The 19,613-nt window shown below is 69.7% G+C and carries 24 protein-coding genes; 6 read left to right on the plus strand and 18 right to left on the minus strand.

The genetic code is table 11. The features are described from left to right. Nucleotides 1-25: 25 nt before the first annotated feature. From OHU35_RS10115 to OHU35_RS10125, 3 genes are all read right to left on the minus strand, one after another. Entirely contained in the window at nt 26-712 is a 687-nt protein-coding gene (locus OHU35_RS10115) for an antibiotic biosynthesis monooxygenase (RefSeq protein WP_359896916.1), read from the minus strand. A gap of 349 nt (nt 713-1,061) precedes the next feature. Then, nucleotides 1,062-1,430 carry a DUF3618 domain-containing protein gene (locus tag OHU35_RS10120; RefSeq protein ID WP_189731081.1) on the minus strand — a complete coding sequence of 123 codons (369 nt, stop codon included), beginning with the start codon at nt 1,428-1,430 and terminating at the stop codon, nt 1,062-1,064. Next, complete coding sequence (locus tag OHU35_RS10125) at nt 1,427-1,846, minus strand: phage holin family protein (protein WP_189731079.1); 420 nt, start codon at nt 1,844-1,846, stop codon at nt 1,427-1,429. The genes OHU35_RS10120 and OHU35_RS10125 overlap by 4 nt, the downstream gene beginning before the upstream one ends. A 166-nt stretch (nt 1,847-2,012) precedes the next feature. Here OHU35_RS10125 and dapA point away from each other — a divergent pair, with 166 nt between their 5' ends. Next, the gene (gene dapA / locus OHU35_RS10130; protein ID WP_405505188.1) at nt 2,013-2,897 is read left to right on the plus strand and encodes a 4-hydroxy-tetrahydrodipicolinate synthase; all 885 of its coding nucleotides are present in this window, start codon (nt 2,013-2,015) and stop codon (nt 2,895-2,897) included. 107 nt (nt 2,898-3,004) lie between these two features. On the opposite strand, the gene OHU35_RS10135 is transcribed toward dapA, so the two are convergent. The 4 genes from OHU35_RS10135 to OHU35_RS10150 all read right to left on the minus strand — a co-directional run bounded on the left by OHU35_RS10135 (nt 3,005) and on the right by OHU35_RS10150 (nt 5,489). After that, nucleotides 3,005-3,238: a hypothetical protein gene (locus OHU35_RS10135; RefSeq protein WP_359897226.1), complete on the minus strand. Its 234-nt coding sequence runs from the start codon at nt 3,236-3,238 to the stop codon at nt 3,005-3,007. A 258-nt stretch (nt 3,239-3,496) separates the two neighbouring features. After that, on the minus strand, nt 3,497-4,486 hold the full coding sequence (dapD, locus tag OHU35_RS10140; protein WP_189731073.1) for a 2,3,4,5-tetrahydropyridine-2,6-dicarboxylate N-succinyltransferase: 990 nt from the start codon (nt 4,484-4,486) through the stop codon (nt 3,497-3,499). A 119-nt stretch (nt 4,487-4,605) separates the two neighbouring features. Further along, nucleotides 4,606-5,169: a TetR/AcrR family transcriptional regulator gene (locus OHU35_RS10145; RefSeq protein ID WP_189731071.1), complete on the minus strand. Its 564-nt coding sequence runs from the start codon at nt 5,167-5,169 to the stop codon at nt 4,606-4,608. Next, nucleotides 5,169-5,489, minus strand: a complete 321-nt coding sequence (locus OHU35_RS10150) for a multidrug efflux SMR transporter (RefSeq protein WP_189731069.1) — start codon at nt 5,487-5,489, stop codon at nt 5,169-5,171. The genes OHU35_RS10145 and OHU35_RS10150 overlap by 1 nt, the downstream gene beginning before the upstream one ends. Nucleotides 5,490-5,656: 167 nt before the next feature. Here OHU35_RS10150 and OHU35_RS10155 point away from each other — a divergent pair, with 167 nt between their 5' ends. After that, nucleotides 5,657-6,490, plus strand: coding sequence for an AbfB domain-containing protein (locus OHU35_RS10155; protein ID WP_189731067.1), 834 nt, complete (start codon nt 5,657-5,659; stop codon nt 6,488-6,490). Nucleotides 6,491-6,556: 66 nt separating this feature from the next. Here the strand turns inward: OHU35_RS10155 and OHU35_RS10160 are convergent, their stop codons facing one another. Genes OHU35_RS10160 through OHU35_RS10195 form a run of 8 tightly spaced genes read right to left on the minus strand, consistent with a single transcriptional unit; the run spans nt 6,557 to nt 13,137 of the window. After that, nucleotides 6,557-6,889 (minus strand): metal-sulfur cluster assembly factor, encoded by a 333-nt coding sequence (locus OHU35_RS10160; RefSeq protein ID WP_184596910.1) that lies wholly within the window; start codon nt 6,887-6,889, stop codon nt 6,557-6,559. Beyond that, entirely contained in the window at nt 6,886-7,356 is a 471-nt protein-coding gene (gene sufU, locus OHU35_RS10165) for a Fe-S cluster assembly sulfur transfer protein SufU (RefSeq protein WP_189731065.1), read from the minus strand. The genes OHU35_RS10160 and sufU overlap by 4 nt, the downstream gene beginning before the upstream one ends. A 16-nt stretch (nt 7,357-7,372) precedes the next feature. After that, complete coding sequence (locus tag OHU35_RS10170) at nt 7,373-8,629, minus strand: cysteine desulfurase (RefSeq protein ID WP_189731063.1); 1,257 nt, start codon at nt 8,627-8,629, stop codon at nt 7,373-7,375. Next, a complete protein-coding gene (gene sufC / locus OHU35_RS10175; protein WP_189731061.1) occupies nt 8,626-9,390 on the minus strand; it encodes a Fe-S cluster assembly ATPase SufC in 765 nt (254 codons plus the stop codon). Before sufC ends, OHU35_RS10170 begins: the two co-directional genes overlap by 4 nt. A gap of 7 nt (nt 9,391-9,397) precedes the next feature. Then, a complete protein-coding gene (locus tag OHU35_RS10180) occupies nt 9,398-9,721 on the minus strand; it encodes a non-heme iron oxygenase ferredoxin subunit (protein ID WP_189731059.1) in 324 nt (107 codons plus the stop codon). After that, a complete protein-coding gene (sufD, locus tag OHU35_RS10185) occupies nt 9,718-10,902 on the minus strand; it encodes a Fe-S cluster assembly protein SufD (RefSeq protein WP_189731058.1) in 1,185 nt (394 codons plus the stop codon). Before sufD ends, OHU35_RS10180 begins: the two co-directional genes overlap by 4 nt. 55 nt (nt 10,903-10,957) lie before the next feature. Then, nucleotides 10,958-12,379, minus strand: a complete 1,422-nt coding sequence (gene sufB / locus OHU35_RS10190) for a Fe-S cluster assembly protein SufB (protein WP_189731056.1) — start codon at nt 12,377-12,379, stop codon at nt 10,958-10,960. Continuing rightward, the gene (locus OHU35_RS10195) at nt 12,376-13,137 is read right to left on the minus strand and encodes a metalloregulator ArsR/SmtB family transcription factor (RefSeq protein WP_189731054.1); all 762 of its coding nucleotides are present in this window, start codon (nt 13,135-13,137) and stop codon (nt 12,376-12,378) included. Before OHU35_RS10195 ends, sufB begins: the two co-directional genes overlap by 4 nt. 161 nt (nt 13,138-13,298) lie before the next feature. Here OHU35_RS10195 and OHU35_RS10200 point away from each other — a divergent pair, with 161 nt between their 5' ends. Genes OHU35_RS10200 through OHU35_RS10215 form a run of 4 tightly spaced genes read left to right on the plus strand, consistent with a single transcriptional unit; the run spans nt 13,299 to nt 16,886 of the window. Beyond that, nucleotides 13,299-14,111, plus strand: a complete 813-nt coding sequence (locus OHU35_RS10200; RefSeq protein ID WP_189731052.1) for an aminoglycoside N(3)-acetyltransferase — start codon at nt 13,299-13,301, stop codon at nt 14,109-14,111. 31 nt (nt 14,112-14,142) lie between these two features. Continuing rightward, nucleotides 14,143-15,066 carry an ABC transporter ATP-binding protein gene (locus OHU35_RS10205; RefSeq protein WP_189731050.1) on the plus strand — a complete coding sequence of 308 codons (924 nt, stop codon included), beginning with the start codon at nt 14,143-14,145 and terminating at the stop codon, nt 15,064-15,066. 50 nt (nt 15,067-15,116) lie between these two features. After that, on the plus strand, nt 15,117-15,833 hold the full coding sequence (locus OHU35_RS10210; protein WP_229873563.1) for an ABC transporter permease: 717 nt from the start codon (nt 15,117-15,119) through the stop codon (nt 15,831-15,833). A 3-nt stretch (nt 15,834-15,836) separates the two neighbouring features. Further along, nucleotides 15,837-16,886 (plus strand): heme A synthase, encoded by a 1,050-nt coding sequence (locus OHU35_RS10215; protein ID WP_189731045.1) that lies wholly within the window; start codon nt 15,837-15,839, stop codon nt 16,884-16,886. On the opposite strand, the gene OHU35_RS10220 is transcribed toward OHU35_RS10215, so the two are convergent. From OHU35_RS10220 to OHU35_RS10230, 3 genes are all read right to left on the minus strand, one after another. After that, a complete protein-coding gene (locus tag OHU35_RS10220; protein ID WP_189731043.1) occupies nt 16,883-17,989 on the minus strand; it encodes an amidohydrolase family protein in 1,107 nt (368 codons plus the stop codon). The two genes, OHU35_RS10215 and OHU35_RS10220, sit on opposite strands and share 4 nt — an antisense overlap. Nucleotides 17,990-18,150: 161 nt before the next feature. Continuing rightward, the gene (locus OHU35_RS10225; protein ID WP_189731041.1) at nt 18,151-18,483 is read right to left on the minus strand and encodes a hypothetical protein; all 333 of its coding nucleotides are present in this window, start codon (nt 18,481-18,483) and stop codon (nt 18,151-18,153) included. Nucleotides 18,484-18,541: 58 nt separating this feature from the next. Next, on the minus strand, nt 18,542-19,459 hold the full coding sequence (locus OHU35_RS10230; protein ID WP_189731087.1) for a heme o synthase: 918 nt from the start codon (nt 19,457-19,459) through the stop codon (nt 18,542-18,544). Nucleotides 19,460-19,613 lie beyond the last annotated feature (154 nt).

The following is a 19,613-nucleotide window of genomic DNA, read 5'->3' on the forward strand; positions in this document are numbered from 1 at the left end:
CTTCAGCCGGCCCACCTCACCCCACTCACCCGGGCACGAGCCCCAGAGCATGCCGGTACCGGCTCCCGCTCGTCCCCCTCATCCCCGGATACGTCCGCACCCGCTCCCACGCATCGGTCCCTGGCGCGGCCAGAGCATCGTCGTAGGCCTGGTCACTCTCCCACTCGGCGTAATTCAGCACATGCCCGCCATCGACACTCAGATGGAAGTGAGCGGAGATCAGCCCGGCGTGCCCCTCCGGATCGTCCCCCACGGCCTTCAGCACCAGGTCGACCCACTCCTCCGGCCGCGCCCCGGTCGCTTCCTCGAAGTCGATCCGCACGGTGACGATCAACCCCGGCACCCGCACGTCCCCGACGGCCCGCTCCCTGCTGCGATACCGCCGGTACCGCCCGAGCCCCACGCGCTCGATCCCCGGCACGGCGGTGTCGATCTCGTCGACCCGCTCCTGCCGATGGGTCTTCACAAACGCCTCGAAGGCCTGCTCACCGCTCCACTGCGAGTGGTGCATCAGCGTGGACCCGTCATGCCCCGCGTACACGTGATACCCCAGCAGTCCATCAGCGGGCCAGGGCCGCCGCTCCCAGGTACGCCCGATCGCCTCCACAGTCCGCCCCTGCCGCTCGGGCGTCCCCACGCGCCAGGTGCTGAAGAGGGGAGCACCGATACGCGGGTCGGTGAGATCAGGGTGCTGCTCGGTCCGACGGCTCATTGAACACTCCAGTCGCGGTTCGCCGAATGAGTACGCACCCCACCTTTCAATCTCAACCAAGCTTGAGGTCAAGCAAGAGTGTCAGCCACTCAGCGTTAGCGCTGGGCCGGGTGGGTCCGCAGCCCGGCGTAGCGGGGTGCCGCTGCGCCCACCCGTGCCGCCCCCAGCGGCACGCATGCCCGCAGCTGGGGGGACTACGCAAGGGGACGTGTCGGGGGGTGTCCGCCCGCAGCTGGTTGGCGCGTCAACGAACAGTCAGTCGGCATCCAACCCCATCGCGCCGTTCCGAGGACGGACACCCCCCGACACGGCCCCGACCCACCACCACCGCGCAGACGCAGACGCGCACTCACCGATGCCCGTGCTGATGCCTCCACCGCAACACCCCGACAGCCGCCACCGCCCCCGCAGCCGCCCCCACCACGAGCACCGGCCGCGGATGCCGCAACCCGGCCTGAACAGCGTTCCGCACCGGCCGAGGCCCCGCATGCGTCGCCCTGTCCTGCACCGTATGCCCAGCCTCCACCGCACTACTGCGCAACTGCACCGTCATCGCCCCGGCCTTGTCCCGGAGATCAGCCGCCCGCGCCCGCGCACGCCCCTTCACATCCGCCTTCCCCGCCAACTCCTCCACGGTATTGCCGAGTTCACTGCGGGTCCGCTCGATCTGCCGCCGCAGCTCATCGGGCCCCTTGGCCCCACCCGTCGCGTCCGTCATCGATGCGCCCTTTCCTTGATCTCCGACACGTCCGCCTTCACACTGCCGAGAGCCTCCTCAGGCGTAGGAGGCGTGGCCCGCCGCAGCTGCCCCCGGCCGACCACACCCAGCACGGCCGCGATGACGAACAGCACCCCCGTCACGATGAGCGCCGCGGCCCACACGGACAGCACCAGCGAGAGCGCCGCGACCCCCGTACCGGCCAGCGCGAGGAACCCGGCATAGGCGACGGCACCCGCCGCACCGAGCAGCCCACCACCACGCCCCGCACGCCGCCCCTTCTCGGCCAGCTCCTCCTTGGCGAGAGCCACTTCCTGCCGCACCAGCAGGGAGAGCTGCTCTGCGGCCTGTCCGACGAGCTCGCCCACGGAGTGGTGCTCGTCGTGCACGACCCGATGTTCCATGGTTCCGGTCACAGTGTTCCGCCTCCTCTCGAAGCAGGAACCCCCGAGTACCCGGACCGCGACCCCACACGCACGCACACGCACGAACCCCACCCACTCGAACCTCGAAGCAAGTCTCACCAATACCTGGTAGAAAATTTAAGTAGAGCTACACAGAAACGCCGCCGACACTACTGACATGACGACACCGTTCGGCCCCGCCCTCTGCGCCATGATCACCCCGTTCACCGAGACCGGAACCCTGGACCTCGACGGCGCCCAGCACCTCGCCACCCACCTGATCGCACACGGCTGCGACGGCCTCGTACTCTCCGGCACGACGGGCGAATCCCCGACCACCACGGACGCCGAGAAGTCGGCCCTGATCGCCGCCGTCCGCGAGGCCGTGGCCGGCAGGGCGTCGATCGTCGCGGGCATCGGCACGGCCGACACGAGGCACACCGCCGACCTGGCCCGGGAGGCCGAAAAGGCGGGCGCGGACGGCCTGTTGGTGATCCCCCCGTACTACAGCAGACCCCCGCAGGACGCGATCGAGGCACACTTCCGCGAGATCGCGGACGCCACCGAACTCCCGCTCATGCTCTACGACATCCCGATCCGCACCGGCACCCGCGTCGAACCCGAGACGATCCTCCGCCTCGCCGAACACCCCCGGATCGTCGCGGTCAAGGACTGCTCGTACGACTTCCTGGGCGCCCAGAAGGTGCTGTCCCGCACGGACCTGGCGTACTACGCGGGCTGTGACGAGCACAATCTCGCGCTGTACGCCGTAGGCGGCACGGGCTACGTCAGCACGGTCGCGAACGTGATCCCCAGCCACCTGCGAGCGGTCCTGGACGCGTTCGACGCGGGCGACACCGCACAGGCGGCCCGCCTCCAGCAGCGAGCCACCCCCCTCATCGAGGCGATCATGTCGGCAGGCCTGCCGGGCACCGTCACCACGAAGGCGCTCCTCACCGCACTGAACCTCCCCGCAGGCCCGGTCCGCGCTCCCCTACGCCCCGCCGACCGCACCACGACCGACGAACTGCTGTCGCTCCACAGGACCCTGATCACCACCTGACCACCACTTGACCAGCCCCGGGGCGAACCCTGTCCCGCAACGGGCCGGGGCCCACACCGCACCCACGCGCGATACGGACCCCGGCACCCAGCGGTCGTGCTCCCGGCTCAGTTCCAGCCGTACCCGTCACCGAACAGCAGCGTGTGCTCCAGCACGTCCTCCGCCGGGTCGTCGACCTGCCCGGTGCTGACGTTGACCAGACCGAACCGGTGGCCGTTGTGCGAGTTCGTGTTGGTCTCGTCGGCGTGCGCGGCCCCCGCCGGAAGCCAGCACACCGCCAGTACCGCGACCGCCGCCCCGGCCAGACAGCGCGCCACGACCCGCTCTCGCTCGTTCCTCATGCCCCGGTCCTCGTTTCATCGGTTCGGCGTCAGATCGGACACTGCGTCCACCGGTTCATCTGCCTGGCCCGTCACCAGGTCACGCCCGCTAATACGTCCGTACGTGCCCCGGCTCAGCGGAAGGCGTCACCGTTCCCCACCGCATCCCGCTCCTGCCCCCCCAGACAACGATCACTTGAACGACAACGCCGGTGAACACACGAACGCCCTCCCGGCCGTCTCGGGCCTGGGAGGGCGCTCGGCGATGACCGACGCGGATCAGTTGTGGCTGTGCAGGATCTCGTTCAGCCCGCCCCACACCGCGTTGTTCGGCCGGGCCTCGACCGTTCCGGTGACCGAGTTGCGGCGGAAGAGGATGTTGGAGGCGCCGGACAGCTCGCGGGCCTTGACGATCTGGCCGTCGGGCATGGTGACGCGGGTGCCGGCGGTGACGTAGAGGCCGGCCTCGACGACGCACTCGTCGCCGAGGGCGATGCCCACGCCCGCCTCGGCGCCGATCAGGCAGCGCTCGCCGATGGAGATGATGACGTTGCCGCCGCCGGACAGCGTGCCCATGGTGGAGGCGCCGCCGCCGATGTCCGAGCCGTCGCCGATCAGGACGCCCGCGGAGATACGGCCCTCGACCATCGACGTGCCGAGCGTGCCGGCGTTGAAGTTGACGAAGCCCTCGTGCATGACGGTGGTGCCCTCGGAGAGGTGCGCACCGAGGCGGACCCGGTCGGCGTCGGCGATACGGACGCCCTTGGGGGCCACGTAGTCCGTCATGCGCGGGAACTTGTCGACGCTCGTCACCTGCAGGTGCAGGCCCTCGGCGCGCGCGTTCAGGCGGACCTTCTCCAGGTCGTCGACGGCGACCGGGCCCAGCGAGGTCCAGGCGACGTTGGCGAGGTGGCCGAAGATGCCGTGGAGGCTCTGCCCGTGCGGCTTCACCAGACGGTGCGAGAGCAGGTGCAGGCGCAGGTAGACGTCGTGCGCGTCGACCGGCTTCTCGTCGAGCGAGGCGATGACCGTGCGGACCGCGACCACCTCGACGCCCCGGCGGGCGTCAGGGCCGACCGCGGCGGTCGCGCCGTCGCCGAGCAGCTCCGCGGCACGCTCGGCGGACAGCCGCTCGGTGCCGGACGGGCCGGGCTCGCCGGACAGCTCGGGTGCGGGGAACCAGGTGTCGAGGACGGTGCCGTCGGCGGCGATCGTGGCGAGGCCGGCGGCCACGGCGCCGGTGGTGCGAGGAGCAGTCGTGTCGGTCATGAGGGCAACCTAACCGGCGGACGGCGGTCGATGCGAACCGGTACGGAGGCGTCTCACGTGCCGGGCGGTACGTCTCCCGTCCTGGTCGGCGGCGCGCGGCGGCAGCCCCGCCACCGGCCTCACTCCCCCGCCCCGCGACGGCCCGCCCCCGCGACGACCCGCCCCAGCACCTCCCGTGCGTACGCCTCGTCGTACGGCGCCCCCGTCAGCAGCGCCTGAAGACAGATGCCGTCGACGAGCGCCACGAGCGCCCGCGCGGTGACCGGATCCGTACGCCGGGACAGCACCTCGGCGAGTCCCTCGGTGCACTCGGCGGCGACGGGCCGCAGAGCGGGCCGGCGCAGGGCGGCCAGGTACAGCTCGTACTCCAGCTCGACGGCGGTGCGGTCGTCCGCGAGCCACTCGCCCATCCACGCGGCGAGTTCGGCCGCGAGGTCGCTCTGCGGATCCTCCAGACCGCCGCGGGCGGCGACCACCTTGGCGAACCCCTCGTTGGCCTGCCGCAGCGCGGCGACCATCAGTTCGTCGAGGGTCTTGAAGTGGTACGTGGTGGAGCCGAGCGGCACATCGGCCTCGGCGGCGGCACTGCGGTGGCTCAGCCCCGCGATGCCCTTCTCCCCGACGACCCGCATCGCCGCGTCGATGATCCGCTGCCGCCGCTCGGGGTCGTAACGCCGGGGCATCAGTGCCCACCTCCCATGTTCAGCACCACGACCCCGACGATGATCAGCGCGATCCCGGCGGCCTTGGCCGTGGTCATGCCCTCTCCCAGGAACAGGATCCCGATGGTAGCGATGGCCGCGGTGCCCACGCCGGACCAGATGGCGTAGGCCGAGGCGACGGAGACGGTCTTCAGCGTCTGCGCGAGCAGTGCGAAGGAGACGACGTATCCGAGGAGCGTGATCAGCGAGGGCCCGAGCCTGCTGAAACCGTCGCTGTACTTCATGGCAGTGGTCGCACCCACTTCGGCGGCGATGGCCGCGGCAAGCAGCAGATAACCCATATGTACGAGCGTACACACCATCTGTACGACCGTACACATCACAGGACGGAAACCGCTCTCACATAACGCCCCCAGTGATCCCACACGTCCACTACGGTGTCACCGATCACGCACCGGGCCACCACAACTGCGCCGCCGTCAAGGGTGCCCGATGGAGGAACAAGCGCATGACAGAAGACAAGTCCCGGCCGCCACAGGACCGTCCGTGGGAGAGCGGCTGGGCCCCGGACACCACCCGGGCACCGGGAACGCGAAGGCTCTGGCTGGCGGGCGCCCTCGCCCTGGCCACGGTCACCGCGTGTGTGACGGCGATCGCCGTGATGGACAGTCAGTCCCGCGAACCCACACCCGAGTCGGCGGAGCCGACGACACTCAGCAATTCGGCCCCTGGCGGCCTGATCTCCTTCGCGACACCCTCCGGGAACAGCACGCACACGCCCGGCAAGGACCGCGGACGCCCGTCCCCCACTCCCACGACGAGCGCACCCACCAGCCCGAGCGCCTCGGCGAAGCCGCACCCGAAGGCGCCGAAGCCCTCGAAGTCCCACCGGACTTCACCGGCCCCGAAGCCCCCGAAGTCCAACGGGATATCCATACGCTCCGTCAACTACCCCGACCGCTACTGGCGGGTGCGCGACGGCTATGTGCGCCTGGACTCGATCGGCTCCGGCCCCGAGCAGCGTGAGGACGCCACCTTCCGGCGCGTCTCCGGCCTCGCCGACTCCTCCTGCTACTCCTTCACCACCGCGGACGGCCGCTACCTCCGCCACCGCAGCTTCGTCCTCGTCGAGGACGGCGACGACGGCTCGGCCCTCTTCCGCAAGGACGCCACCTTCTGCCCCCGCCCCGTGTACCCCTCGGGCGCGGTCATGCTGGAGTCGGTGAACTACCCGGGCCGCTTCCTTCGCCACCGCGACTTCCAGCTCCGCCTCGACCCGTACCAGCACTACGGCCAGTTCCGCGCGGACGCGTCGTTCCGGCTGGTGGCCGGGCTGGACTGAGCCACTCCGGACCGAGCATGCGAAGGGGCGGCACCGGAGGTGCCGCCCCTTCGTCATACATGTATCTCAGACGTTGAATCCGAGAGCCCGAAGCTGCTCCCGGCCGTCGTCCGTGATCTTGTCGGGGCCCCACGGGGGCATCCAGACCCAGTTGATGCGCAGTTCGTTCACGATGCCGTCCGTGGCGGACTTCGCCTGGTCCTCGATGACGTCGGTGAGCGGGCAGGCCGCCGACGTCAGCGTCATGTCGATCGTCGCGATGTTCGCGTCGTCGATGTGAATGCCGTAGATCAGCCCGAGGTTGACGACGTCGATGCCCAGCTCGGGGTCCACGACGTCGTACAGGGCCTCGCGGACCTCGTCCTCCGAGGCCGGCTTCATCTCGATGGTCTCGCTCATGCCGTCGTCTTCCTTTCGGCGTCGGCCTCGCCCAGGGCCTGGGCCGTCGCGTCCTTCCAGGCCATCCAGCCCAACAGGGCGCACTTGACCCGGGCCGGGTACTTGGACACCCCGGCGAACGCGACCGCGTCCTCCAGGATGTCCTCCATGGCGTCGTCGGGCTCGAGCTTCCCCTTGGACTGCATCAGCTCCAGGAAGGTCTCCTGGATCTTCCGCGCGTCGGAGAGGTCCTTGCCGACGAGGAGTTCGTTCAGGACGGACGCGCTCGCCTGGCTGATGGAACAGCCCTGGCCCTCGTACGAGACGTCCTCGATCGTCGTGCCGTCGTACTTCACGCGCAGTGTGATCTCGTCACCGCACGTCGGGTTGACGTGGTGCACCTCGGCGTCGCCGTCCCGCAAGCCCCGCCCGTGCGGGTTCTTGTAGTGGTCCAGGATGACTTCCTGGTACATCGAATCCAGCTTCACGGTTTCCGCACGCCTCTCAGCCGAAGAAGTTCCGTACGTGCTCCAAGCCGTCGACCAGTGCGTCGATCTCGGCCGGCGTGGAGTACAGATAGAACGACGCTCGCGTGGTCGCGGGAATTCCGTAGCGCAGGCAGACCGGCCGCGCGCAGTGGTGGCCGACCCGGACCGCGATGCCCTGCTCGTCGAGGACCTGACCCACGTCGTGCGGGTGGATGTCCCCGAGGGTGAAGGAGATCGCCGCGCCCCGCTCCTCGGCCGTGGTGGGGCCGATGATCCGGAGGTCGGGGACCTCCAGGAGCCGCTTCACCGCGTACTCGGTGAGCGCGTGCTCGTGGGCGAAGATCTTGTCCATGCCGATCGAGTTGAGATAGTCGATCGCCGCGCCGAGCCCGACCGCCTGGGCGATCGGGGGCGTGCCCGCCTCGAACTTGTGGGGCGCCGGGGCGTAGGTCGAGGAGTGCATCGACACCGTCTCGATCATCTCGCCGCCGCCGAGGAACGGAGGCAGGTCCTCCAGGAGTTCCTGCCGTCCCCACAGGACGCCGATGCCGGTCGGGCCGCACATCTTGTGGCCGGTGAAGGCCACGAAGTCTGCCTGCAGGGCCTGTACGTCCAGCGGCATGTGCGGAGCGGCCTGGGAGGCGTCGACGCACACCAGCGCACCGACCTCCTGGGCGCGGCGCACTATCGCCTCGACCGGGTTCTGGGTGCCCAGGATGTTGGAGACCAGCACGAAGGAGACGATCTTCGTCTTCTCCGTGATGACCTGGTCGATGTTGGACAGGTCCAGGCGGCCGTCGTCGGTGAGGCCGAACCACTTCAGCTTCGCGCCCGTGCGCTGCGCGAGCAGCTGCCACGGCACGATGTTGGAGTGGTGCTCCATCTCCGTGATGACGATCTCGGTCTCGGCGTCCACGCGGTAGGGCTCGTCGGCCCAGCCCAGCATGTTCGCCACGAGGTTGAGCGACTCCGAGGCGTTCTTGGTGAAGATCACCTCGTTCCGCGAGGGCGCGTTGATGAACTCCGCGACCTTGTCGCGCGCGCCCTCGTACAGCGCCGTGGCCTCCTCGGCGAGGACATGCACGCCACGGTGGACGTTGGCGTTGTGCTGCTCGTAGTACTCGTCGAGGACGTCGATGACCTGACGCGGGGTCTGCGAGGTCGCGGCGTTGTCGAGGTAGACGAGCTTCTTTCCGTCATGGACCTGGCGGTCCAGGATCGGGAAGTCCTTGCGGAGCGCCTCAGTGTCGAGGAGGCCCGGCAGCTGTGTCACGCGGATGCGCCACCCTTCGTGTATGCCTCGTAGCCCTCGTCTTCGAGCTTGTCGGCGAGCTCGGCACCGCCGGACTCGACGATCCGGCCGCCGGAGAAGACGTGCACGTGGTCGGGCTTGATGTAGCGGAGGATGCGGGTGTAGTGGGTGATCAGCAGGGTGCCGACCTCGCCCGTCTCACGGACCCGGTTCACGCCCTCGGAGACGACGCGCAGGGCGTCGACGTCCAGGCCGGAGTCGGTCTCGTCGAGGACCGCGATCTTCGGCTTGAGCAGCTCCAGCTGGAGGATCTCGTGGCGCTTCTTCTCACCGCCGGAGAAGCCCTCGTTGACGTTGCGCTCGGCGAAGGACGGGTCGATGTTGAGGCGCTGCATGGCCTCCTTGACCTCCTTCACCCAGGTGCGCAGCTTGGGGGCCTCGCCGCGGATGGCGGTGGCGGAGGTGCGCAGGAAGTTGCTCACCGACACACCCGGGACCTCGACCGGGTACTGCATGGCGAGGAACAGGCCGGCGCGGGCGCGCTCGTCGACGGACATCTCCAGGACGTCCTCGCCGTCGAGCGTGACGGTGCCGCCGGTGATCGTGTACTTCGGGTGACCCGCGAGGGAGTAGGCGAGGGTCGACTTGCCGGAGCCGTTCGGGCCCATGATGGCGTGCGTCTCGCCCTGCTTCACGGTGAGGTCGACGCCCTTGAGGATCTCCTTCGTGGCGTTGTCGGCCTCGACGGTGACGTGCAGGTCTCGGATTTCAAGCGTTGCCATGGGTGCCTCAGGACTCCTGGGTGAGGGAGACGAGCACGTCGTCCCCTTCGATCTTTACGGGGTATACGGGGACGGGGCGCGTCGCCGGAAGGGCGTCGGGCTTGCCGGAACGGAGGTCGAAGCGCGAGCCGTGCAGCCAGCACTCGATGTGACAGTCGTCGACCTCGCCCTCCGACAGGGAGACGTTCGCGTGCGAGCAGATGTCGTACACCGCGAACACCTCGCCCTCGGTCTGCACGATGGACATGGGCGTGCCGTCGAGTTCCACCCGCTTCGGGGTGTCGTCCTCCAGCTCGCTCAGCCCACAGACGCGTACAAATGCGAGGCTCATGCCACCGATGCCTCCAGCTCCTCGTCGATCTTGGCGATCAGGCGCTCCTCGATGTCCGGGAGGCCGATCTGCTGGACCAACTCGGCGAAGAAGCCGCGGACCACGAGGCGGCGGGCCTCCTGCTCCGGGATGCCGCGAGCCATGAGGTAGAAGAGCTGCTCGTCGTCGAAGCGGCCGGTCGCCGAGGCGTGGCCGGCGCCGACGATCTCGCCGGTCTCGATCTCGAGGTTGGGTACGGAGTCCACGCGCGCCCCGTCCGTGAGGACCAGGTTGCGGTTCATCTCGTAGGTGTCGGTGCCCTCGGCCTTGGCCTCGATGAGCACGTCGCCGATCCACACCGCGTGCGCCTCGTCGCCCTGGAGCGCGCCCTTGTAGACGACGTTCGACTTGCAGTGCGGGACGTTGTGGTCGACCAGGAGGCGGTGCTCCTGGTGCTGGCCCTGGTCGGTGAAGTACAGGCCGAAGAGCTCGGCCTCGCCGCCGGGGCCGGCATAGGCGACGCGCGGGTGCAGCCGGACGACGTCGCCGCCGAAGGTGACGACGACCGACTTGAAGGAGGCGTCGCGGCCGACGAGCGCGTTGTGCTGGGCGACGTGGACGGCCTTCTCGTCCCAGTCCTGGACGGAGACGACGGTCAGCTTGGCGCCGTCGCCCAGGAGGTAGTCGACGTTGGCGGCGAGCACCGCGTCACCGGTGTGGTCGATGACCACGACGGCCTCGGCGAAGGCGCCCAGCTCGATCACCTGGTGGCCGAAGGCGGTCCCGCCCTCGCCGTGCACCGCGATGCGGATCGGCTCGGTGAGGACGGTCTCCTTCGGCACGGTCACGACCGAGGCCTTCTCGAAGGCGGAGTAGGCCTGGGCGGCGACGCGGTCCGCCGGGGTGCCCGCCTTGCCGAGCCGCGCGTCGTCGCGGCCGACGGCCTCGACGGTGACGCCCTCGGGGGCCTGGACCTCGACCTTCACGCCGTTGCCGTTCGCCACGGCGGTGCCGTCGTGCAGACCGCGCAGGCGCTCCAGCGGGGTGAACCGCCATTCCTCCTCCCGGCCGTGCGGGACGGGGAAGTCCGCCACGTCGAAGGAGGGGGGCGCGCTCATGCGGGTGGCGACGGTCGACTCGGCCGCCACCGCGATCGAGCCGGTGGTGGTGGACCCCACCGGGATGTTCTGGGCCTCAGCCATGGCTGTCGTAGTGCTCGCTTTCCGTTACGTAAGGGCTTGATGGACTGCGGTGGGGTTAGCCGACCGCGCCTTCCATCTGCAGCTCGATCAGCCGGTTGAGCTCCAGCGCGTACTCCATGGGGAGCTCCTTGGCGATGGGCTCGACGAAGCCGCGCACGATCATCGCCATGGCCTCGTCCTCCGACAGACCGCGGCTCATCAGGTAGAAGAGCTGGTCGTCGGAGACCTTGGAGACGGTCGCCTCGTGGCCCATGGACACGTCGTCCTCGCGGACGTCCACGTAGGGGTAGGTGTCCGAGCGGGAGATCGTGTCGACCAGCAGCGCGTCACAGAGCACGTTCGACTTCGAGCCCGGGGCGCCCTCGCCGATCTCGATGAGACCGCGGTAGGAGGTGCGGCCACCGCCGCGCGCGACGGACTTCGAGACGATGTTGGACGACGTGTTCGGCGCCATGTGGACCATCTTGGCGCCCGCGTCCTGGTGCTGGCCCTCGCCGGCGAAGGCGATGGACAGGGTCTCGCCCTTGGCGTGCTCGCCCATCAGGTAGACGGCCGGGTACTTCATCGTCACCTTGGAGCCGATGTTGCCGTCGACCCACTCCATGGTCGCGCCCTCGTAGGCCACGGCACGCTTGGTGACCAGGTTGTAGACGTTGTTCGACCAGTTCTGGATGGTCGTGTAGCGGCAGCGGGCGTTCTTCTTGACGATGATCTCGACGACCGCGGAGTGCAGCGAGTCCGACTTGTAGATCGGGGCGGTGCAGCCCTCGACGTAGTGCACGTAGGCACCCTCGTCGACGATGATCAGGGTCCGCTCGAACTGGCCCATGTTCTCCGTGTTGATACGGAAGTAGGCCTGGAGCGGGATCTCCACGTGGACGCCCGGCGGCACGTAGATGAAGGAGCCGCCCGACCACACGGCGGAGTTCAGCGAGGCGAACTTGTTGTCGCCGACGGGGATGACGGTCCCGAAGTACTCCTTGAAGAGCTCCGGGTGCTCCTTCAGGGCCGTGTCGGTGTCGAGGAAGATGACGCCCTGCTCCTCCAGGTCCTCGCGGATCTGGTGGTAGACGACCTCGGACTCGTACTGGGCGGCGACACCGGCGACGAGGCGCTGCTTCTCCGCCTCGGGGATGCCGAGCTTGTCGTACGTGTTCTTGATGTCCTCGGGCAGGTCCTCCCAGGACTCCGCCTGCTTCTCCGTGGAGCGCACGAAGTACTTGATGTTGTCGAAGTCGATCCCCGACAGGTCCGAGCCCCAGTTCGGCATCGGCTTCTTCTCGAACAGGCGCAGGCCCTTGAGGCGGAGCTTGGTCATCCACTCCGGCTCGTTCTTCTTGTCGGAGATGTCGCGGACGACGTCCTCGTTGATGCCGCGCTTGGCAGAGGCGCCGGCCGTGTCGGAGTCGGCCCAGCCGTATTCGTACTTACCCAGACCCTCGAGCTCAGGGTGGGCAGTCTCCGTGGGGAGAGTCATGCGGGGTTCCTCCCGGCCGTGCTTGCAGATGCGTTGTCGCTGTCAACTTGCGTGTGGGAAATCTTGGGGATGAACGTCGTGCAGACGCCGTCACCGTGCGCGATGGTGGCGAGCCGCTGTACATGGGTACCGAGCAGCTCGGCGAAAAATTCCGTCTCCGCCTCGCACAACTGGGGGAACTGCTCGGCGACGTGGGCGACCGGGCAGTGGTGCTGGCAGAGCTGTTCACCCTTCTGCGGGTGGGGCGCACTGCGCGCCGTAGCAGCGTACCCGTCCGTGCTCAGGGCCTTGGCCAGCGCTTCGGTCCGCTTCTCGGGCGGCGCCGCCTCGACCGCTTCGCGGTACGCGCCCGCCTGTGCGGCGATCCTGGCGCGGGCGAAGGCGGCGATCGCCTCGCGGCCGCCCTCGCGGTCGGCGATCCAGCGCAGCGCGTCGGCCGCGAGCTTGTCGTACGACTGGTCGAAGGCGTCCCGGCCGCAGTCCGTCAGGGCGAACACCTTGGCGGGACGGCCGCGGGTCCGCGCGCCGTAGACCCGCTGCTCGCGCGCTTCCACGACACCGTCGCCCGCGAGGGCATCCAGGTGCCGGCGTACGGCCGCCTGGGTGAGGCGCAGCCGCTTCGCGAGCTCGGCGACGGTCGACGGGCCGTGGTCCAGGATGGACCGCGCGACTCGGTTGCGGGTGGACCGCTCACCGGTCGCGAGTTCCTCCTGTGGGGCACCCATGGGGGCCTCCCGAGCCTCGCCGACGTTTTTCACAACGCCATTGTTGCGTAATTCTTCAGGAGCGGGCAAGCCACGCCCGGATCGCTCGACGGTGCCTTACGTCACTTAGGTAAAGCTAACCTGACCTGCGGAAACGATCTTTGATCGATCAAACCGCTGGCATGTCGAAGCCCCTTCGGGGACACTCCCGAACCATGTCCACACCCCCTCCGACCGGCCCTCTTGTCACCCGGGACACACTGCGGACGCAGTTGGGCGAACTGGGCGTGCGGCCCGGCGAGACCCTCCTCGTGCACTCTTCGCTCAGCTCCCTCGGCTGGGTCAACGGCGGCGCCGTCGCGGTGGTGCGGGGGCTGCTCGACGCGCTCGGCCCGGAGGGCACTTTGGTGGTTCCCACGCAGACCGGGGACCTCTCCGACCCGGTCCTGTGGCGCAAGCCGCCCGTACCCCCGCAATGGTGGGCGGCCATTCGCGCCACGATGCCCGCGTACGACCCCCGGATCACGCCCGCACGCGGGGTCGGAGTCGTCCCGGAGACGGTACGGACCTGGCCCGGCGCCCTGCGCAGCGCCCATCCGCAGACCTCGTTCGCGGCGGTCGGGCCGCGCGCGGCGGAGGTGACCGAGGGGCACGCACCCGACTGCAGGCTCGGCGAGCACAGCCCGCTCGCGACGCTGGAGGCGACGGGCGCCCGGGTCCTGCTGCTCGGTGCCGGCTACGCCTCCTGCACCAGCTTCCACCTCGCCGAGTACCGGATACCGTCCCCGCGCGTCGCCGTGGGCCGACCGGGTCCGGAAGGCTGGGAGACCGTGACCGAGGTGTCGATCAGCTCGGACCGCTTCGACGAGCTGGGCTACGACTTCGAACGGGACCGTCCCGTCGTACGCGGGAAGGTGGGCGCGGCCGAGGCCAGACTGTTCCCGGTGGCGGACGCGGTGGCCTACGCCGAACGGTGGCTGGCGGTGCACCGGCCGCGTGAGGAGGAGTTCCCGCACCCCCCGGTCTGAGCCCCCGCGCGCCTACCTAGACTCTGGACCCATGCGAAGTGAGCCCGTGGTCCAGGTCCAGGCCCTGGTGAAGCGGTACGGCCCGAAGACCGCGGTGGACGGGCTCGACCTGGTGGCCCGGGAGGGTGTGACCGCCGTGCTCGGCCCCAACGGGGCGGGCAAGACGACCACGATCGAGACCTGCGAGGGATACCGGAAGCCGGATGCCGGCACGGTGCGCGTCCTGGGCCTCGACCCCGTCGGACAGTCCGGGCGGCTGCGGCCCCGCATCGGCGTGATGCTCCAGTCCGGCGGCGTGTACTCGGGCTCCAGGGCCGACGAGATGCTCCGCCACGTCGCCAAGCTGCACGCTCATCCGCTGGACGTGGACGCGCTCATCGAACGCCTGGGGCTCGGCTCCTGCGGGCGTACGACGTACCGGCGGCTGTCGGGCGGGCAGCAGCAGCGGCTCGCGCTGGCGATGGCCGTGGTCGGGCGCCCCGAGCTGGTGTTCCTGGACGAACCGACCGCCGGGCTCGACCCGCAGGCCCGCCGCGCGACCTGGGACCTGGTCCGGGACCTGCGCGCCGACGGCGTCTCGGTGATCCTCACCACCCACTACATGGACGAGGCCGAGCAGCTCGCCGACGACGTGGCGATCATCGACGCGGGCCGGGTCATCGCCCAGGGCTCCCCGGAGGAGCTGTGCAAGGGCGGCGCCGAGAACACGCTCCGCTTCACCGGCCGTCCCGGTCTGGACGTGGGCTCGCTGCTCAAGGCCCTGCCCGCCGACTCCTCGGCCGCCGAGCTGACGCCGGGTTCCTACCGCGTCGTCGGCAAGATCGACCCGCAGCTGCTCGCGACGGTCACCTCCTGGTGCGCCCAGCACGGCGTGATGCCGGAGAAGATCTCGGTGGAGCGGCACTCCCTGGAAGACGTCTTTCTGGAGCTGACCGGTAAGGAGCTGCGTTCGTGACCGCCACCGGCACCTACGCGCCGAAGCCGGGGGCCGCGCCCCTCCCCCGCATGATCGCGGCCCAGGCCGCGCTCGAGACGAAGATGCTGCTGCGCAACGGCGAGCAGCTGCTGCTGACGGTCGTGATCCCGACCCTGCTGCTCGTCCTCTTCAGCACCGTGGACATCGTGGACACGGGGGCCGGTGAGGCGGTCGACTTCCTCGCCCCCGGCATCCTCGCGCTCGCGGTGATGTCGACGGCGTTCACCGGCCAGGCGATCGCGACCGGCTTCGAGCGCCGCTACGGCGTGCTGAAGCGGCTCGCCTCGTCGCCCCTGCCGCGCTGGGGCCTGATGACGGCGAAGACGCTGTCCGTGCTGGTCACCGAGGTGCTCCAGGTGGTCCTGCTGACGGTGATCGCCTTCGCGCTCGGCTGGTCGCCACAGGGCGACCCGTTCGCCGTCCTGCTGCTTCTGGTCCTCGGCACGGCGGCCTTCTCGGGCCTCGGCCTGCTGATGGCCGGGACGCTGAAGGCCGAGGCGACCCTGGCCGCCGCCAACCTGGTGTTCCTGCTGCTGCTCGTCGGCGGCGGGGTCGTCGTCCCGCTGGACAAGTTCCCCTCCGGCGCGCAGGACGTACTCGGCCTGCTGCCCGTCTCGGCGCTGTCCGACGGGCTGCGGGACGTGCTCCAGCACGGGGCCGGCATGCCCTGGGCCGACCTGGGGATCCTGGCGGTCTGGGCCGTGGCCGGACTGGCCGCCGCCGGACGGTTCTTCCGCTGGGAGTAGGCCATGAGGGACCCTCGTGAAAGCGTGCACAAGCGGCGCCCTACGATGGGTCGCGTGCCAAAAGTGACCCGCGCCGACGCCATGGCCGCCCTGCGCAACCCGCTCGCCTTCATCGCCGCACGCTGGACCCCGCAACCCCGGACCGTCCAGCGGGCCGCCCTGTCCGCCATCGTGATGTCGGTGCTCATCGTGGTCACCGGCGGCGCGGTGCGGCTGACCGGCTCTGGCCTGGGCTGCCCGACCTGGCCCAAGTGCACCGCGAACTCGCTGACCACGACCAGCGAGATGGGCGTTCACGGCGTCATCGAGTTCGGCAACCGCATGCTGACGTACGTGCTGTGCGCGGCCGTCGGCTGGGCGATCATCGCCGCGCGCTCGCAGAAGCCGTACCGGCGCGGCCTGGTCCGGCTGGGCTGGGCGCAGTTCTGGATCGTGATGAGCAACGCGGTGCTCGGCGGCATCGTCGTGCTGGTCGGTCTCAACCCGTACACGGTCGCGGCCCACTTCGTGGCGACGTCCGCGCTCATCGCGGTGGCCACGGTGATGTGGCAGCGCACCCGTGAGGGCGACACCGCACCGCGCCCGCTGGTCGGCAAGGCCGTGCGGCAGCTGGTGTGGTTCCTGACCGCGGCCGCCGTCCTGCTCATCCTGGTCGGCACGGTGGTCACCGGCGCGGGCCCGCACGCGGGCGACTCCAGCGAGGTCGAGCGGATGCCGGTCGACTGGGAGACGGTGAGCAAGCTGCACGCCGTGCTGGCCTGGATCGTGGTGACGCTGACGTTCGCCCTGTGGTTCGTCCTCAAGGCGGTCGACGCACCGAAGGGCCCCCTGAACCGCACCCGCGAACTGTTCCTGATCCTGCTCGCGCAGGGCGTCATCGGATACGTCCAGTACTTCACGGACCTGCCCGAGGTCCTGGTCGGCCTGCACATGTTCGGCTCGGCCGTGATGTGGATCTGGGTGCTCCGGGTGGCACTGTCGCTGCGGGAGCGCCCCGAGGTGGCTGTGGACCTGCCCGGCCCTGCCGCCGAGGCCTCCCTGACGAAGGCCTAGTCGAGCCCGTACACCCTGCGCGCGTTCCCCGACGCCAGCATCCCCGCCACCCGCTGCGCGTCGGTCAGGGACCACGCGCCCTCGGCGACCCAGGTGCCGAGCACCCGGCCGAGTGCCTCGCGGAACAGCCGGGCGGCCACCACGTGCAGTTCGGGCAGCCCCTGGGCGCCGCTGGAGAAGAGGATCTTGCCGAACGGGGCCAGCTCCAGGATCTCCGCGAGGACGGTCGCGGCCCGGGCGCCGGTGCGGACCAGGGCGGCGCCGCAGTCGGCGTGGACGTGCGGGAAGACGCCGGCCAGATGGGCGGCGTGCCGGTGGTACGGGTAGCCGTGCAGCAGGACGAGGTCCGTGCCGAGCCCGGCCGTGGCCCGCACGAAGTCCGTCAGCAGCACCGGGTCCGTACGGTCGATGCGCAGGCCCGGCGCCCCGAGCCCCGCGTGCAGCTGGAGCGGCAGACCCGAGGCGACGGCGCTCCACAGCAGATGCCGCAGCAGCACGGGGTCGCTCAGCTCCCCGCCGACCCCGCGCCCCGCGAGCCAGCGGCCGACCGCTCCCCGCACCTCTCCCGGCCCGGGTGGCTCGGGCGCGAGCGCGAGGCCGTGCCGGACGCCCGCGACCGAGGTGAAGGCGACGGCGTTCGCGGCGGCGGCGTGCACGGACTCGGCGAGGTTGGCGAGGAAGGACTCGACGGTTCCGGAGGTGTCGGCGACCTGCTCGGCGAGCAGTTCCAGGCGGACGATCTCGTGGGCCTCGGCGGCGCCCGCGGAGGCCAGCTCGCGGGGCTCCGTGAGGTCGCCGGGGAGGCCGGTGTCGACGAGGTACGTCGTGATGCCGCTGCCGCGCAGGAGCCGGCGGCCGGACTCCAGGACGCCCAGTTCACGGCGGCGGGCCAGGTAGTGGGCGGGGGTGCAGTGGGGTTCCAGGCCGAGCAGGGGCGGGCACCAGCGCCGTACGGCGAAGCCGGTCTGGGTGTCGAAGAGGGTGGTACCGGGGGCGGGTGGGCCCTCGGTGCGGGAGAGGTGGGCCTCGAAGGTGCCGAGGCCCAGTTCCGTGCGGAGTACTCCGTGGCAGTACTGGTCCACTAGGGACGGCGTTTCGATCATCCGGGCTCCCCGGTGTGGACCCTGTTGTTCCAAGGGTCCTAACGGGTGAAGCGGGTTTGAGGTCGCGGGGCCGTCGTAGGGGTACCGGTTTGTTTGGCGGGTGCGGGTCGTGGGTGGCTTGTCACGCCGTTCCCCGCGCCCCCAAACGGAAGGCCGGCTGCTCAGCCGTTCTTGGGGCCGCCGACCTGGATGCCCGCCATGCGGGACCACTCGTAGCGGCCCGTCTTGACCTTCGCCGCGAATTCGCCGTCGAAGGACTCGTGGCGGGTGATGCCCGACTTCTCCACCGCCTGGTCGGCGATCTCGTACGACGGGGCCACCAGGTCGCCCCAGTTGCCGTCCTCGCCGACGAGGACGATGCGGGCGCCGCGTTCGCCGAGGTAGGCGACCTGGCCCTCGGCGCCGCCGTGGGTCCTGGAGAAGGAGGTGATCTGCTTGGCGAGCCGGGCGACCTTGCGCTCGGTCTTCGGGTCAACCTGCTGCGTGTCTGCCATGGTCAGGATGCTACTCACGAGTAGATCAACTGGCGAGAGCAGGGCCCTGTGACGTACGTCAGCGCAGGAACGGGTCGACCGCGACCGCCACGAACAGGATCGACACGTAGGTGATCGACCAGTGGAAGAGCCGCATCTCCTTGAGCTTGGCGCCCGTCACCTCGGCCTTGGCGCGGTTCTGCAGGCCGTGTGCCTCCCACAGCCAGAAGCCGCCGGCCAGCAGGGCGACCGCCGTGTAGAACCAGCCCGTGTAGCCGAGCGGGGTCAGCAGGAGCGAGACGGCGACCATGACCCAGCTGTAGATCACGATCTGCTTGGCGACCACCTTGTTGGAGGCGACCACCGGCAGCATGGGCACGCCCACGCGCGCGTAGTCCTCCTTCACCTTCATCGACAGCGGCCAGTAGTGCGGCGGCGTCCAGAAGAACATGACGAGGAACAGGATGATCGGCGCCCACGACATGGAGTTCGTGACCGAGGACCAGCCGATCAGCACGGGCAGACAGCCGGCGATGCCGCCCCACACGATGTTCTGCGAGGTACGGCGCTTGAGGATCATCGTGTAGACGACGACGTAGAACAGGAGCGCGCCGAGGGAGAGCCAGGCAGAGAGCCAGTTGACCGTGAGGCCGAACAGCAGCGTGGAGACGACGGCCAGGGTGATGCCGAAGGCCAGGCACTCGCGCGGGCTGACCATGCCGGTGACCAGCGGGCGCTGCGAGGTCCGGTCCATCAGCGCGTCGATGTCGCGGTCGATGTACATGTTGAGCGCGTTGGCGCCGCCCGCCGACAGGTAACCGCCGACACAGGTCAGCAGCACCAGCGTCAGATCGGGTACACCCTGCTGCGCCAGGAACATCACCGGAACCGTGGTAATCAGCAACAGTTCGATGATCCGTGGCTTGGTGAGAGCCACGAACGCCTTGACACGGGCACCGAACGGCCGATGGGCCGGGCTCTGGTCCGTCCCGAGCATCCCCGCTGGACGGGATTCAACGGCCGTCACGCACACCCCTACAGAGACATCCCAGCAAGCCTCAGCCGTGTGAAGTCCCGGTAAAGGCTCGCGCGTACCACGCCACTTTAGACGTTGCCCAGACTCGGACATTCGCGGGGGTCGGGTCGTGTTG

The sequence above is a fragment of the Streptomyces purpurascens genome (genome assembly GCF_045040895.1).
Classification (GTDB): domain Bacteria; phylum Actinomycetota; class Actinomycetes; order Streptomycetales; family Streptomycetaceae; genus Streptomyces; species Streptomyces purpurascens.